Origin of the sequence: Escherichia sp. MOD1-EC5495 (assembly GCF_002965965.1) — a bacterium.
Lineage (GTDB): Bacteria > Pseudomonadota > Gammaproteobacteria > Enterobacterales > Enterobacteriaceae > Escherichia > Escherichia ruysiae.
Window position 1 is genome coordinate 34,622 of record NZ_PTRI01000010.1, and the last position, 14,451, is coordinate 49,072.

General features: G+C 53.0%; 14 protein-coding genes. 12 read left to right on the forward strand and 2 right to left on the reverse strand.

The genetic code is table 11. The features are described from left to right. The 6 genes from livF to ugpQ all read left to right on the forward strand — a co-directional run bounded on the left by livF (nucleotide 1) and on the right by ugpQ (nucleotide 6,155). Nucleotides 1-714, forward strand: a complete 714-nt coding sequence (gene livF / locus BEG40_RS09865; protein ID WP_105285327.1) for a high-affinity branched-chain amino acid ABC transporter ATP-binding protein LivF — start codon at nucleotides 1-3, stop codon at nucleotides 712-714. 407 nt (nucleotides 715-1,121) lie between these two features. Next, nucleotides 1,122-2,438 carry a sn-glycerol-3-phosphate ABC transporter substrate-binding protein UgpB gene (ugpB, locus tag BEG40_RS09870; protein WP_000803181.1) on the forward strand — a complete coding sequence of 439 codons (1,317 nt, stop codon included), beginning with the start codon at nucleotides 1,122-1,124 and terminating at the stop codon, nucleotides 2,436-2,438. A gap of 175 nt (nucleotides 2,439-2,613) precedes the next feature. Continuing rightward, on the forward strand, nucleotides 2,614-3,501 hold the full coding sequence (ugpA, locus tag BEG40_RS09875) for a sn-glycerol-3-phosphate ABC transporter permease UgpA (protein WP_000099289.1): 888 nt from the start codon (nucleotides 2,614-2,616) through the stop codon (nucleotides 3,499-3,501). Continuing rightward, nucleotides 3,498-4,343 carry a sn-glycerol-3-phosphate ABC transporter permease UgpE gene (gene ugpE / locus BEG40_RS09880; RefSeq protein ID WP_000572164.1) on the forward strand — a complete coding sequence of 282 codons (846 nt, stop codon included), beginning with the start codon at nucleotides 3,498-3,500 and terminating at the stop codon, nucleotides 4,341-4,343. Before ugpA ends, ugpE begins: the two co-directional genes overlap by 4 nt. A gap of 1 nt (nucleotide 4,344) precedes the next feature. Next, complete coding sequence (gene ugpC, locus BEG40_RS09885; RefSeq protein ID WP_105285328.1) at nucleotides 4,345-5,415, forward strand: sn-glycerol 3-phosphate ABC transporter ATP binding protein UgpC; 1,071 nt, start codon at nucleotides 4,345-4,347, stop codon at nucleotides 5,413-5,415. Beyond that, nucleotides 5,412-6,155 (forward strand): glycerophosphodiester phosphodiesterase, encoded by a 744-nt coding sequence (ugpQ, locus tag BEG40_RS09890; protein WP_105285329.1) that lies wholly within the window; start codon nucleotides 5,412-5,414, stop codon nucleotides 6,153-6,155. The genes ugpC and ugpQ overlap by 4 nt, the downstream gene beginning before the upstream one ends. Here the strand turns inward: ugpQ and BEG40_RS09895 are convergent. Next, nucleotides 6,142-6,582: a DUF2756 family protein gene (locus tag BEG40_RS09895; RefSeq protein ID WP_016159559.1), complete on the reverse strand. Its 441-nt coding sequence runs from the start codon at nucleotides 6,580-6,582 to the stop codon at nucleotides 6,142-6,144. The genes ugpQ and BEG40_RS09895 overlap by 14 nt on opposite strands. A 120-nt stretch (nucleotides 6,583-6,702) precedes the next feature. Between BEG40_RS09895 and ggt the strand changes: the two genes are divergently transcribed. Then, entirely contained in the window at nucleotides 6,703-8,448 is a 1,746-nt protein-coding gene (gene ggt / locus BEG40_RS09900; protein WP_105285330.1) for a gamma-glutamyltransferase, read from the forward strand. Nucleotides 8,449-8,508: 60 nt separating this feature from the next. On the opposite strand, the gene yhhY is transcribed toward ggt, so the two are convergent. Continuing rightward, nucleotides 8,509-8,997: an N-acetyltransferase gene (gene yhhY / locus BEG40_RS09905; protein WP_105285331.1), complete on the reverse strand. Its 489-nt coding sequence runs from the start codon at nucleotides 8,995-8,997 to the stop codon at nucleotides 8,509-8,511. Nucleotides 8,998-9,454: 457 nt separating this feature from the next. Here yhhY and BEG40_RS09915 point away from each other — a divergent pair, with 457 nt between their 5' ends. From BEG40_RS09915 to gntU, 5 genes are all read left to right on the forward strand, one after another. Next, nucleotides 9,455-10,492 carry an oxidoreductase gene (locus BEG40_RS09915; protein ID WP_000996651.1) on the forward strand — a complete coding sequence of 346 codons (1,038 nt, stop codon included), beginning with the start codon at nucleotides 9,455-9,457 and terminating at the stop codon, nucleotides 10,490-10,492. A gap of 122 nt (nucleotides 10,493-10,614) precedes the next feature. Then, nucleotides 10,615-11,310, forward strand: coding sequence for a quercetin 2,3-dioxygenase (gene yhhW, locus BEG40_RS09920; protein ID WP_000639809.1), 696 nt, complete (start codon nucleotides 10,615-10,617; stop codon nucleotides 11,308-11,310). 92 nt (nucleotides 11,311-11,402) lie between these two features. Further along, complete coding sequence (gntR, locus tag BEG40_RS09925; protein ID WP_000730250.1) at nucleotides 11,403-12,398, forward strand: gluconate operon transcriptional repressor GntR; 996 nt, start codon at nucleotides 11,403-11,405, stop codon at nucleotides 12,396-12,398. Between the two features lie 138 nt (nucleotides 12,399-12,536). Further along, complete coding sequence (gntK, locus tag BEG40_RS09930) at nucleotides 12,537-13,064, forward strand: gluconokinase (RefSeq protein ID WP_000108328.1); 528 nt, start codon at nucleotides 12,537-12,539, stop codon at nucleotides 13,062-13,064. 3 nt (nucleotides 13,065-13,067) lie between these two features. Then, nucleotides 13,068-14,408, forward strand: a complete 1,341-nt coding sequence (gntU, locus tag BEG40_RS09935) for a gluconate transporter (protein ID WP_000105942.1) — start codon at nucleotides 13,068-13,070, stop codon at nucleotides 14,406-14,408. Nucleotides 14,409-14,451 lie beyond the last annotated feature (43 nt).

Genomic DNA, 14,451 nt, shown 5'->3' on the forward strand with positions numbered 1-14,451 from the left:
ATGGAAAAAGTCATGTTGTCTTTTGACAAAGTCAGCGCCCACTACGGCAAAATCCGGGCGCTGCATGAGGTGAGCCTGCATATCAATCAGGGCGAGATTGTCACCCTGATAGGTGCGAACGGTGCGGGGAAAACCACCTTACTCGGCACGTTATGCGGCGACCCGCGCGCCACCAGCGGGCGAATTGTGTTTGATGATAAAGACATTACCGACTGGCAGACGGCGAAAATCATGCGTGAAGCGGTAGCGATTGTCCCGGAAGGACGTCGTGTCTTCTCGCGGATGACGGTGGAAGAGAACCTGGCAATGGGTGGCTTTTTTGCCGAACGCGACCAGTTTCAGGAGCGCATAAAGTGGGTGTATGAGCTGTTCCCGCGTTTGCATGAGCGCCGTGTTCAGCGGGCAGGCACCATGTCCGGCGGTGAGCAGCAGATGCTGGCGATTGGTCGTGCGCTAATGAGCAACCCGCGTTTGCTACTGCTTGATGAACCCTCGCTCGGACTGGCACCGATTATCATCCAGCAAATCTTCGACACCATCGAGCAACTGCGCGAGCAGGGGATGACTATTTTCCTCGTCGAGCAGAACGCTAACCAGGCGCTAAAGCTGGCGGATCGCGGCTACGTGCTGGAAAACGGCCATGTGGTGCTCTCCGATACTGGTGATGCACTACTGGCGAACGAAGCGGTGAGAAGTGCGTATTTAGGCGGGTAATAACACGTTGATTGATAGGGAGTCAAAAGACTCCTTTGAGACAGCAGACAAATGTAAAAATGCCTGATGCGCTGCGCTTATCAGGCCTACTGGGTGAGTTGCAATATATTGAATTTGCACGATCTTGTAGGCCAGATAAGGCGTTTACGCCGCATCCAGCATGAAACGATGAGCATGTTATCTACAATCTGTAGAGTTTGACACAGGACTTCTATTTTTCCGCTTATCCGTGTCCCATCTCCCATTTTCCCTCACCCGCGCCGTCACTGCCTTGTCATCTTTCTGACACCTTACTATCTTACAAATGTAACAAAAAAGTTATTTTTCTGTAATTCGAGCATGTCATGTTACCCCGCGAGCATAAAACGCGTGAATTCGCGCATTCGGTACAACAAGAGAGATAAACGATGAAACCGTTACATTATACAGCTTCAGCACTGGCGCTCGGACTGGCGTTAATGGGGAATGCACAAGCAGTGACGACCATTCCGTTCTGGCATTCTATGGAAGGGGAACTGGGTAAAGAGGTGGACTCTCTGGCCCAACGTTTTAACGCCGAAAACCCGGATTACAAAATTGTACCGACCTATAAAGGCAACTACGAACAGAATTTAAGTGCGGGGATTGCCGCATTCCGTACCGGTAACGCGCCGGCTATTTTGCAGGTTTATGAAGTTGGCACCGCTACCATGATGGCGTCGAAAGCCATTAAACCGGTATATGACGTGTTTAAAGAGGCGGGGATTAACTTCGATGAATCGCAGTTTGTGCCGACGGTTTCAGGTTACTACTCCGACAGCAAAACCGGCCACTTACTCTCCCAGCCGTTCAACAGCTCGACTCCCGTTCTCTATTACAACAAAGACGCCTTCAAGAAAGCGGGTTTAGACCCGGAACAGCCGCCGAAAACCTGGCAGGATCTGGCGGACTATGCCGCGAAACTGAAAGCCTCCGGCATGAAGTGCGGCTACGCCAGCGGCTGGCAGGGCTGGATCCAACTGGAAAACTTTAGCGCATGGAACGGTCTGCCGTTTGCCAGCAAAAACAATGGCTTTGACGGCACAGACGCGGTGCTGGAGTTCAACAAGCCGGAGCAGGTGAAACACATCGCCATGCTCGAAGAGATGAACAAGAAGGGCGATTTCAGCTATGTCGGGCGTAAGGATGAATCCACCGAGAAGTTCTATAACGGTGATTGTGCGATGACGACCGCTTCTTCCGGTTCTCTTGCCAACATTCGCGAGTACGCCAAATTTAACTACGGCGTAGGCATGATGCCTTACGACGCCGATGCGAAAGATGCGCCACAAAACGCCATTATCGGCGGGGCCAGCCTGTGGGTGATGCAGGGCAAAGATAAAGAAACTTATACAGGTGTGGCGAAGTTCCTCGACTTCCTCGCGAAGCCAGAAAACGCTGCTGAGTGGCATCAGAAAACCGGTTATCTGCCGATCACCAAAGCGGCGTATGACCTGACCCGTGAGCAGGGCTTTTACGAGAAAAACCCTGGGGCGGATACCGCGACGCGTCAGATGCTGAACAAGCCGCCGTTGCCGTTCACCAAAGGGCTGCGTCTGGGCAACATGCCGCAGATCCGCGTGATTGTGGATGAAGAGCTGGAGAGCGTGTGGACCGGCAAGAAGACGCCACAGCAGGCGCTGGATACCGCCGTTGAGCGTGGGAATCAGTTACTGCGCCGCTTTGAGCAGTCTACGAAGTCTTAATTCTCTTACCCTCACCCTAACCCTCTCCCAAAGGGAGAGGGGACCGATCGGCGTGGTGGAAAAGTACCGTGTCGGTTTGCAACTTTGCTCGGTGGAAAAGTATGCACCGCCTTTCTCCCTCGCCCCTCTGGGGAGAGGGCCGGGGTGAGGGGAACACAACACGAAGAGTTTATTTATGTCATCATCCCGTCCGGTGTTCCGCTCGCGCTGGCTGCCCTATTTGCTGGTCGCGCCGCAGCTCATCATCACCGTTATCTTTTTTATCTGGCCTGCGGGCGAAGCGTTGTGGTACTCGCTGCAAAGCGTCGATCCGTTTGGTTTCTCCAGCCAGTTTGTCGGCCTGGATAACTTCGTCACGCTGTTTCATGACAGCTACTATCTCGACTCCTTCTGGACGACGATAAAATTCAGCACCTTTGTCACCGTCAGCGGTTTGCTGGTGTCGCTGTTCTTCGCGGCGCTGGTGGAGTACATCGTGCGCGGCAGCCGTTTCTATCAAACCTTAATGCTGCTGCCTTACGCTGTGGCACCCGCCGTTGCCGCCGTATTGTGGATCTTCCTGTTTAACCCTGGTCGTGGGCTGATCACTCATTTTCTCGCTGAGTTCGGCTACGACTGGAACCACGCGCAAAACAGCGGTCAGGCGATGTTCCTGGTGGTGTTTGCCTCGGTGTGGAAGCAAATCAGCTACAACTTTCTGTTCTTCTATGCCGCGCTGCAATCCATTCCCCGTTCGTTGATTGAAGCCGCAGCCATCGACGGTGCAGGGCCGATTCGCCGCTTCTTTAAGATCGCGCTGCCGCTTATCGCCCCGGTGAGTTTCTTCCTGCTGGTGGTGAACCTGGTCTACGCCTTCTTCGATACCTTCCCGGTAATCGACGCCGCCACGTCCGGTGGGCCAGTACAGGCCACCACGACGCTGATTTATAAGATTTACCGCGAAGGCTTTACCGGACTGGATCTGGCTTCGTCTGCCGCGCAGTCGGTGGTGTTGATGTTCCTCGTCATCGTGCTGACGGTGGTGCAGTTCCGCTATGTTGAAAGCAAGGTGCGTTACCAATGATTGAGAACCGTCCGTGGCTGACGATATTCAGCCATACCATGCTGATCCTCGGGATCGCGGTGATCCTCTTCCCGCTGTACGTGGCGTTTGTCGCGGCGACGCTGGATAAACAAGCCGTCTACGCCGCGCCGATGACGCTCATCCCCGGCACGCATCTGCTGGAAAACATCCACAACATCTGGGTAAACGGGGTAGGCACGAATAGCGCGCCGTTCTGGCGGATGTTGCTTAACAGCTTTGTGATGGCGTTCAGCATTACGCTCGGCAAAATTACCGTCTCGATGCTCTCGGCATTTGCCATTGTCTGGTTTCGTTTTCCGCTACGTAACCTATTCTTCTGGATGATTTTTATCACCCTGATGCTGCCGGTTGAAGTGCGTATCTTCCCGACGGTTGAAGTGATCGCCAATCTGAAGATGCTCGACAGCTACGCAGGTTTAACGCTGCCGCTGATGGCCTCGGCGACCGCCACCTTCCTGTTCCGTCAGTTCTTTATGACCCTACCGGATGAACTGGTGGAAGCGGCGCGGATCGACGGCGCGTCGCCAATGCGTTTCTTTTGCGACATTGTTTTTCCGTTGTCGAAAACCAATCTGGCGGCGCTGTTTGTGATCACCTTTATTTACGGCTGGAACCAGTATCTATGGCCGTTGTTGATTATTACCGACGTTGATCTCGGCACCACCGTGGCAGGGATTAAAGGGATGATCGCTACTGGCGAAGGCACAACGGAATGGAACTCGGTGATGGCGGCGATGTTGTTAACCCTGATCCCACCAGTAGTGATTGTTTTAGTGATGCAGCGTGCCTTCGTGCGCGGCCTGGTCGATAGTGAGAAATAAGATGGCAGGACTGAAATTACAGGCAGTAACCAAAAGCTGGGATGGCAAAACCCAGGTCATTAAACCGCTGACCCTTGATGTGGCGGATGGTGAATTTATCGTGATGGTCGGGCCTTCTGGCTGCGGGAAATCGACGCTGCTGCGCATGGTTGCCGGGCTGGAGCGGGTGACGGAAGGCGATATCTGGATCAACAATGAGCGTGTGACCGAAATGGAGCCGAAAGATCGCGGGATTGCGATGGTGTTCCAGAACTACGCGCTTTATCCGCATATGAGCGTCGAAGAAAACATGGCGTGGGGGCTGAAAATTCGCGGCATGGGCAAGCAGCAAATTGCCGAGCGCGTTCAAGAAGCGGCGCGTATTCTGGAGCTGGACGGCCTGCTCAAGCGCCGCCCGCGTGAGCTTTCCGGCGGTCAGCGCCAGCGTGTGGCGATGGGGCGCGCGATTGTGCGCGATCCGGCGGTATTTTTGTTTGATGAGCCGCTCTCTAACCTTGATGCCAAGCTGCGCGTGCAGATGCGCCTTGAGTTGCAGCAATTGCACCGTCGCCTGAAAACAACTTCACTCTACGTTACTCACGATCAGGTTGAGGCGATGACGCTCGCCCAGCGGGTGATGGTGATGAACGGTGGCGTTGCGGAACAGATTGGCACACCGGTTGAAGTCTACGAAAAGCCCGCCAGCTTGTTTGTGGCGAGTTTTATCGGCAGCCCGGCGATGAACCTGCTGACAGGCCGCGTGAATAACGAAGGCACGCATTTCGAACTGGACGGCGGTATCGCGCTGCCGCTAAATGGTGGCTACCGTCAGTATGCCGGGCGTAAAATGACCCTCGGTATTCGCCCGGAACATATTGCGTTAAGCTCACAAACAGAAGGCGGCGTACCGCTGGTGATGGACACGCTGGAGATCCTCGGCGCTGATAACCTGGCGCACGGACGCTGGGGCGAACAGAAGCTGGTGGTAAGACTGGCGCATCAGGAGCGCCCGACGGCAGGCAGCACGCTGTGGCTGCATCTGCCGGAAAATCAGCTACATCTTTTTGATGGTGAAACAGGACAACGAGTATGAGTAACTGGCCTTATCCCCGCATCGTCGCCCATCGTGGCGGCGGTAAGCTGGCCCCGGAAAACACCCTGGCGGCAATCGATGTGGGGGCAAAATACGGTCATAAGATGATCGAATTTGACGCGAAGTTATCGAAAGATGGCGAGATCTTCTTGCTCCATGACGATAATCTCGAACGTACCAGCAACGGTTGGGGCGTCGCGGGTGAGCTGAACTGGCAGGATTTACTGCGCGTGGATGCAGGCAGTTGGTACAGCAAAGCGTTTAAAGGCGAGCCGTTGCCTTTGCTTTCGCAAGTAGCAGAACGCTGCCGCGAACACGGGATGATGGCGAATATCGAAATCAAACCCACCACTGGCACTGGACCATTAACGGGCAAAATGGTGGCGCTGGCGGCACGCGAACTGTGGGCCGGTATGACGCCGCCGCTGCTGTCATCGTTTGAGATTGATGCTTTAGAAGCCGCACAATTGGCGGCACCGGAACTGCCGCGTGGTTTATTGCTTGATGAGTGGCGCGACGACTGGCGAGAACTGACCGCGCGGCTGGGCTGCGTCTCTATTCATCTCAATCATAAGTTACTCGATAAAGCGCGAGTGATGCAGTTGAAAGACGCCGGATTACGGATTCTGGTTTATACCGTCAATAAACCCCAGCGCGCGACAGAGTTGCTGCGCTGGGGCGTGGATTGCATCTGTACCGATGCGATTGACGTGATTGGTCCGAACTTTACGGCCCAATAGTTTTCAACGGAATATCAGGCTGCGGCGTGCTGGGCTGATTCAGCATGTCGCCGTTTCTCCTCTCCGGCAGCATATGCTGCTGATTCAACGAACTATCCATATTATGGTTGCCGTTTAACATCCCGCCGTTGGTGTTGGGCAGCATTTGCTGCCGGGCGGGATTTAGCTCCCCCGGCTGCGACTGCAATACCCGCTGCGAGTTACTGTTAATCTGATTTTCTAAATGTTGCTGCTGTAATTGCGTCTGCGTTTTCAGTTGCTGATTCAGCATCCCTTTTTGCTGGATTTGCTGCGTTTGCATTTGGGTTTGCATCCGCTGCTGACTGGGGATCTGATACCCCGGCTGGTTAGGGTTGTTCAGAGTATTAATGGGCTGTGCAAAGCCGACAAACGGCAGGAGTGCCGTCAAAAGCAGAAGTCGTTTCATCGCGTATCCTCCTCTGAAGATATCCTTTAAGTTTACTCGCTTCCCGGCAAAACGATGATTAATTCAGAGTTATATACCAGGCTTAGCTGGGGTTGCCCCACACATAACTGGAGAATAACGATGATAAAACCGACGTTTTTACGCCGGGCGGCGATTACAGCTTTGCTTTCAGGATGTTGTTTTAGTGTTGTTGCCGCGCCACCTGCGCCGCCGCCTGTCTCGTATGGCGTGGAGGAAGATGTCTTTCATCCGGTACGCGCGAAGCAGGGGATGGTGGCGTCTGTGGATGCTACTGCCACTCAGGTGGGGGTGGATATCCTTAAAGAAGGTGGTAATGCCGTTGATGCCGCCGTGGCGGTGGGATATGCGCTGGCGGTAACGCATCCGCAGGCAGGGAATCTGGGCGGTGGTGGTTTTATGCTGATCCGCTCGAAAAATGGCAATACCACCGCTATCGATTTCCGCGAAATGGCACCCGCCAAAGCGACCCGCGATATGTTCCTTGATGACCAGGGCAACCCGGACAGCAAAAAATCACTCACTTCGCATCTGGCCTCAGGAACGCCTGGCACGGTCGCAGGCTTCTCGCTGGCGCTGGAGAAGTACGGCACCATGCCGCTGAACAAAGTGGTGCAACCGGCGTTTAAACTGGCGCGCGATGGTTTTATCGTTAACGACGCGCTGGCCGACGATCTCAAAACTTACGGCAGTGAAGTGCTGCCGAATCACGAAAACAGCAAGGCTATCTTCTGGAAAGAGGGCGAACCGCTGAAAAAGGGCGACAAACTGGTGCAGGCGAACCTGGCAAAGAGCCTGGAGATGATTGCCGAAAACGGCCCGGACGAATTCTACAAAGGCACGATAGCTGAGCAGATCGCCCAGGAGATGCAGAAAAACGGCGGCCTGGTAAGCAAAGAAGATTTAGCGGCGTATAAAGCGGTGGAACGCACACCGATTAGCGGCGATTATCGCGGGTATCAGGTTTACTCCATGCCACCACCATCCTCCGGCGGGATTCATATCGTGCAGATTCTGAATATCCTGGAAAACTTCGATATGAAGAAATATGGCTTTGGCAGCGCCGATGCGATGCAAATCATGGCAGAAGCTGAGAAATACGCCTACGCCGACCGCTCGGAATATCTTGGCGACCCGGATTTTGTCAAAGTGCCGTGGCAGGCGCTGACCAATAAAGCCTATGCCAAATCCATTGCCGATCAAATTGATATCAATAAAGCGAAGCCGTCCAGCGAAATTCGCCCAGGCAAACTTGCGCCTTATGAGAGTAATCAAACAACCCATTACTCAGTGGTGGATAAAGACGGTAACGCGGTGGCGGTGACCTATACGCTGAATACCACTTTCGGTACGGGGATTGTCGCGGGTGAGAGCGGTATTCTGCTTAACAATCAGATGGATGATTTCTCAGCCAAACCAGGTGTACCGAACGTTTACGGGCTGGTAGGCGGCGATGCCAACGCCGTCGGGCCAAACAAACGCCCGCTGTCGTCGATGTCACCAACGATTGTGGTGAAAGACGGTAAAACCTGGCTGGTTACCGGTAGCCCAGGCGGGAGTCGGATTATCACCACTGTGCTGCAAATGGTAGTGAACAGCATCGATTATGGAATGAACGTCGCCGAAGCGACCAATGCGCCGCGTTTCCATCATCAGTGGTTGCCGGACGAGCTGCGCGTCGAAAAAGGGTTTAGCCCGGATACGCTCAAGCTGCTGGAAGCAAAAGGTCAGAAAGTGGCGCTGAAAGAGGCGATGGGCAGTACGCAAAGCATTATGGTTGGGCCGGAGGGTGAGTTATACGGCGCATCCGACCCGCGCTCGGTGGATGATTTAACAGCGGGGTATTAATATCTTAAGCCCTCTCCCGGTAGGTGAGGGCTTAAATGACAAACTTAGATTGCAAATTCTTTATTTCACCCGCGCCATAAAATACGCATCGACATATTCGCCATTTCGCAACGCGTACTTTTTACCAGTTCCTTCAATCTCAAAACCGTGTTTTTTATAGACCTTAATTGCCGGGGCGTTATCGACAAACACGGTTAGTTCAATGCGATCTACCCGCAGCCAGTTGTCGCACATCTCAATCATCTCTCGCATCAGGGCGCTGGCGACGCCGCGATTGTGCCAGCGGGAGTCGACGCAAATACCAAAATCGGTAACATGACTGCGGCGCGGGCGTTGCTGCACGTCAATGGTGAGATGACCCACAACGGTTCCATCAATACAGGCGACTAACTGTTTAATGCCGGGACGATCGGCGAGTCGCTCCTGCCACAGATGATCGGAAGGATGAGGCACCTGTAGTGTGTTGTAATACACCTCCGGCTGGGCGTGAATTTGCCGAATGGCCTCGTAATCGCGCGTTTCAGCGTGGCGTATCACTATCTCACTCATTCCTCTGTCCTCTTTGGGGTAAATGTCCCTTTCAACATCATTGACTTTCAAATACGAGTCAAATGCATTTTTTTGCAAAAAGTGTTGGACAAGTGCGAATGAGAATGATTATTATTGTCTCGCAATCAGGAAGACCCTCGCGGAGAACCTGAAAGCACGACATTGCTCACATTGCTTCCAGTATTACTTAGCCAGCCGGGTGCTGGCTTTTTTTTGCTTGTCATTTTGTCCAAGGGGAATGTTCCTCGTGTTGAGACAAATGCAAAATTGTCTGATGCGCTACGCTTATCAGCCTACAAACCTGTGCCCGAACCGTAGGTCGGATAAGGCGTTCACGCCGCATCCGGCATGATCAAAGTGCACTTTGCCAACAATCTGACGTACTGAAGCACAGGCATAGGAACCACGTCCGCTTTGCGTTAAGGTGTAACTAACCACCTTAAAAAAGGACGAAATCATGGCCATCAACTGCGCCTTTATTGGCTTCGGCAAAAGCACCACCCGTTACCATCTGCCGTATGTACTTAACCGCAAGGATAGCTGGCATGTCGCGCATATTTTTCGTCGCCATGCGAAGCCGGAAGAACAGGCTCCTGTCTACTCGCATATCCATTTCACCAGCGATCTCGACGAAGTATTAAACGATCCTGACGTTAAGCTGGTTATCGTCTGCACTCACGCTGACAGCCACTTCGAGTACGCGAAGCGTGCGCTGGAAGCCGGGAAAAATGTGCTGGTCGAAAAACCGTTCACCCCGACGCTTGCGCAGGCGAAAGAGCTGTTTGCGCTGGCAAAAAGCAAAGGGCTGACCGTCACGCCGTATCAGAATCGCCGCTTTGACTCCTGCTTCCTGACGGCGAAAAAAGCGATTGAAAGCGGCAAGCTGGGAGAGATTGTCGAAGTGGAAAGCCATTTTGACTATTACCGTCCGGTGGCAGAAACCAAACCTGGACTGCCGCAGGATGGCGCATTTTATGGCCTTGGCGTGCATACCCTCGACCAGATTATCTCGTTGTTCGGTCGCCCGGATCATGTGGCTTACGACATTCGCAGCCTGCGTAATAAAGCCAATCCTGACGACACCTTTGAAGCGCAACTGTTTTATGGCGACCTGAAAGCCATCGTCAAAACCAGCCATCTGGTGAAAATCGATTATCCGAAATTTATCGTTCACGGTAAGAAAGGTACATTTATTAAATACGGTATCGACCAGCAGGAAACCAGCCTGAAGGCTAATATTATGCCGGGCGAACCGGGATTCGCAGCGGATGATTCGGTCGGTGTGCTGGAGTATGTCAATGACGAGGGCGTGACGGTAAGAGAAGAGATGAAGCCGGAGGTGGGCGACTACGGACGCGTATATGATGCGCTGTATCAAACCATCACTACCGGTGCACCAAATTACGTCAAGGAATCTGAAGTTCTTACTAATCTGGAAATCCTTGAACGCGGTTTTGAACAAGCTTCTCCCTCTACAGTGACTCTCGCGAAGTAAGTTTGATGGCTCCTCGAATAGTTCAATTTTTTTGAACAGAGGGGTCAATTTTCACCCTCTATCATCCCAGGCGGATCGGGTCCACACTAAGCCCATCGAAAACATTCAGGGGGTGAATACAAATGATCTACTTACGCAAAGCAAATGAACGTGGTCATGCGAATCATGGCTGGCTGGACTCCTGGCACACTTTCTCTTTTGCCAACTATTACGACCCGAACTTTATGGGCTTCTCCGCGCTGCGTGTCATTAACGACGACGTGATTGAAGCAGGGCAGGGTTTCGGCACTCACCCACATAAAGATATGGAAATTTTAACCTACGTGCTGGAAGGTACTGTTGAGCATCAGGACAGCATGGGTAATAAAGAGCAGGTTCCGGCGGGCGAGTTTCAGATTATGAGTGCGGGTACGGGTATTCGTCACTCAGAGTACAACCCAAGCAGCACCGAGCGTCTGCATCTGTATCAGATCTGGATCATGCCAGAAGAAAACGGCATTACGCCGCGTTATGAACAGCGTCGCTTTGATGCCGTGCAGGGCAAACAACTGGTGCTCTCGCCGGATGCGCGTGATGGTTCGTTGAAAGTGCATCAGGATATGGAACTGTATCGCTGGGCGCTGCTGAAAGATGAACAGTCTGTGCATCAGATTGCCGCTGAACGCCGCGTCTGGATCCAGGTAGTGAAAGGCAATGTCACCATTAACGGTGTAAAAGCCTCGACCAGTGATGGTCTGGCAATCTGGGATGAGCAGGCAATCTCCATCCACGCCGATAGCGACAGTGAAATTCTGCTGTTCGATTTGCCGCCAGTCTAAATTTATCTCACAACCTTCCTGAGGAATCAGGAAGGTTGTGATGCGTCCGTGTTAAACTAAAGGAATCTATCCCTTTTGTACCCTTCAGGACGATGAAAAAGAAAAGACCCGTACTTCAGGATGTGGCTGACCGTGTAGGCGTGACCAAAATGACGGTCAGCCGTTTTTTACGCAACCCGGAGCAGGTCTCCGTCGCCTTACGTGGCAAGATTGCCGCCGCTCTTGATGAACTGGGTTATATTCCCAACCGCGCGCCCGATATCCTCTCAAATGCTACCAGCCGGGCAATTGGCGTCCTGTTACCTTCTCTCACCAACCAGGTTTTCGCGGAAGTATTACGCGGTATCGAAAGCGTTACCGACGCGCACGGTTATCAGACTATGCTGGCGCACTACGGTTATAAACCGGAAATGGAACAAGAGCGCCTCGAATCGATGCTTTCATGGAATATCGACGGGCTGATCCTCACCGAACGTACCCACACGCCGCGCACCTTAAAGATGATTGAAGTGGCAGGTATTCCAGTGGTGGAGCTGATGGACAGTAAATCTCCGTGCCTCGATATCGCCGTCGGGTTTGATAACTTTGAAGCGGCACGCCAGATGACCACCGCCATTATTGCTCGCGGGCATCGTCACATTGCCTATCTCGGCGCACGTCTCGACGAACGTACAATCATCAAACAGAAGGGATACGAACAGGCGATGCTGGATGCCGGCCTGGTGCCATATAGCGTGATGGTTGAACAATCTTCTTCTTACTCTTCAGGTATCGAACTGATTCGCCAGGCGCGGAGGGAATATCCGCAGTTAGATGGCGTATTCTGTACCAACGATGACCTGGCTGTCGGCGCGGCGTTTGAATGTCAGCGTCTGGGGCTGAAAATTCCTGATGATATGGCAATTGCCGGTTTCCACGGCCACGATATTGGTCAGGTGATGGAGCCACGGCTGGCGAGCGTGCTGACGCCGCGTGAGCGGATGGGCAGCATTGGCGCTGAACGCCTGCTGGCGCGTATTCGTGGCGAAGCAGTGACACCGAAAATGTTAGATTTAGGTTTCACCTTGTCACCGGGCGGATCTATTTAAGCTCACAAATTTGAAGTAGCTCACACTTATACACTTAAGGCACGGATGGATATTGCTTCTGATTTTGTCCGGCTGGACAATGTTACCGATAACAGTTACCCGTAACATTTTTAATTCTTGTATTGTGGGGGCACCACTTTGAGCACGACTAACCATGATCACCACATTTACGTCTTGATGGGCGTATCGGGCAGCGGCAAATCTGCGGTCGCCAGTGAAGTGGCGCATCAACTTCATGCCGCGTTTCTTGATGGCGATTTCCTCCATCCGCGTCGCAATATCGAAAAAATGGCGTCCGGTGAACCGCTGAATGATGACGATCGCAAACCGTGGTTACAGGCGCTGAACGACGCCGCGTTTGCCATGCAGCGTACCAATAAAGTGTCGCTGATCGTCTGTTCCGCACTGAAAAAGCACTATCGCGACCTGCTGCGCGCGGGTAATCCGAATCTCTCTTTCATCTACCTGAAAGGCGATTTTGATGTAATTGAAAGCCGCCTGAAAGCGCGTAAAGGCCATTTCTTTAAAACCCAAATGCTGGTGACGCAGTTTGAAACGCTGCAAGAACCGGGTGCGGACGAAACCGATGTACTGGTGGTGGATATCGATCAACCGCTGGAAGGTGTTGTGGCAAGCACCATTGAGGTTATTAAAAAAGGCAAATAAGTAGTGAGTACATTAACGCTTGTTTTAACAGCAGTAGGGTCTGTTTTACTGCTGCTGTTTTTAGTCATGAAAGCGCGTATGCACGCTTTCCTGGCTTTGATGGTGGTGTCTATGGGGGCTGGCCTTTTTTCCGGTATGCCGCTCGATAAAATCGCAGCGACGATGGAAAAAGGGATGGGAGGCACCCTCGGCTTCCTGGCGGTGGTTGTCGCTCTGGGAGCCATGTTTGGCAAGATCTTACATGAAACCGGCGCAGTCGATCAGATTGCCGTCAAAATGCTCAAATCCTTCGGTCACAGCCGCGCGCATTATGCCATTGGCCTTGCGGGGTTGGTTTGTGCGCTACCGCTGTTCTTTGAAGTGGCGATTGTTCTGCTGATTAGCGTTGCTTTCTCAATGGCGCGCCATACCGGCACGAACCTGGTGAAACTGGTTATCCCGTTATTCGCCGGCGTGGCGGCAGCGGCGGCGTTCTTATTGCCGGGGCCAGCGCCAATGCTGCTGGCATCGCAGATGAACGCCGACTTTGGCTGGATGATCCTGATCGGTCTGTGTGCGGCAATTCCGGGAATGATTATTGCCGGGCCGCTGTGGGGTAATTTCATCAGCCGCTACGTGGAACTGCATATTCCTGACGACATCAGCGAACCACATCTCGGCGAAGGCAAAATGCCATCTTTCGGATTCAGCCTGTCGCTGATCCTGTTGCCGCTGGTGCTGGTAGGTCTTAAAACCATTGCCGCGCGTTTTGTGCCGGAAGGCTCTACCGCTTACGAATGGTTCGAGTTTATCGGTCATCCGTTTACCGCGATTCTGGTTGCTTGTCTGGTGGCGATTTATGGTCTGGCGATGCGTCAGGGTATGCCGAAAGACAAAGTGATGGAGATTTGCGGTCACGCGCTGCAACCGGCGGGGATCATTCTGCTGGTAATTGGTGCGGGTGGCGTGTTCAAACAGGTGCTGGTTGACTCTGGCGTAGGTCCGGCACTGGGCGAAGCGTTAACCGGGATGGGGCTGCCGATTGCGATTACCTGCTTCGTGCTGGCCGCTGCAGTGCGCATCATTCAGGGTTCTGCAACGGTTGCCTGCTTAACGGCGGTGGGGCTGGTGATGCCGGTTATTGAACAACTGAACTACTCCGGTGCGCAAATGGCGGCGCTGTCGATTTGTATCGCTGGTGGTTCGATTGTTGTCAGCCACGTTAACGACGCCGGTTTCTGGTTGTTCGGTAAATTTACCGGCGCGACCGAAGCCGAAACGCTGAAAACCTGGACCATGATGGAAACCATCCTCGGCACTGTCGGTGCTATCGTCGGGATGATTGCGTTCCAGCTGTTGAGTTAATTACCGCGACAAATTACTGCGAGCTTGCTCGCAGTAATTCATT

Excerpts from the sequence above, each read along its gene's own strand:
- livF (WP_105285327.1), top strand. The coding sequence starts at position 1 with ATGGAAAAAGTCATGTTGTCTTTTGACAAAGTCAGCGCCCACTACGGC.
- ugpB (WP_000803181.1), top strand. The coding sequence starts at position 1,122 with ATGAAACCGTTACATTATACAGCTTCAGCACTGGCGCTCGGACTGGCG.
- ugpA (WP_000099289.1), top strand. The coding sequence starts at position 2,614 with ATGTCATCATCCCGTCCGGTGTTCCGCTCGCGCTGGCTGCCCTATTTG.
- ugpE (WP_000572164.1), top strand. The coding sequence starts at position 3,498 with ATGATTGAGAACCGTCCGTGGCTGACGATATTCAGCCATACCATGCTG.
- ugpC (WP_105285328.1), top strand. The coding sequence starts at position 4,345 with ATGGCAGGACTGAAATTACAGGCAGTAACCAAAAGCTGGGATGGCAAA.
- ugpQ (WP_105285329.1), top strand. The coding sequence starts at position 5,412 with ATGAGTAACTGGCCTTATCCCCGCATCGTCGCCCATCGTGGCGGCGGT.
- BEG40_RS09895 (WP_016159559.1), bottom strand. The coding sequence starts at position 6,582 with ATGAAACGACTTCTGCTTTTGACGGCACTCCTGCCGTTTGTCGGCTTT.
- ggt (WP_105285330.1), top strand. The coding sequence starts at position 6,703 with ATGATAAAACCGACGTTTTTACGCCGGGCGGCGATTACAGCTTTGCTT.
- yhhY (WP_105285331.1), bottom strand. The coding sequence starts at position 8,997 with ATGAGTGAGATAGTGATACGCCACGCTGAAACGCGCGATTACGAGGCC.
- BEG40_RS09915 (WP_000996651.1), top strand. The coding sequence starts at position 9,455 with ATGGCCATCAACTGCGCCTTTATTGGCTTCGGCAAAAGCACCACCCGT.
- yhhW (WP_000639809.1), top strand. The coding sequence starts at position 10,615 with ATGATCTACTTACGCAAAGCAAATGAACGTGGTCATGCGAATCATGGC.
- gntR (WP_000730250.1), top strand. The coding sequence starts at position 11,403 with ATGAAAAAGAAAAGACCCGTACTTCAGGATGTGGCTGACCGTGTAGGC.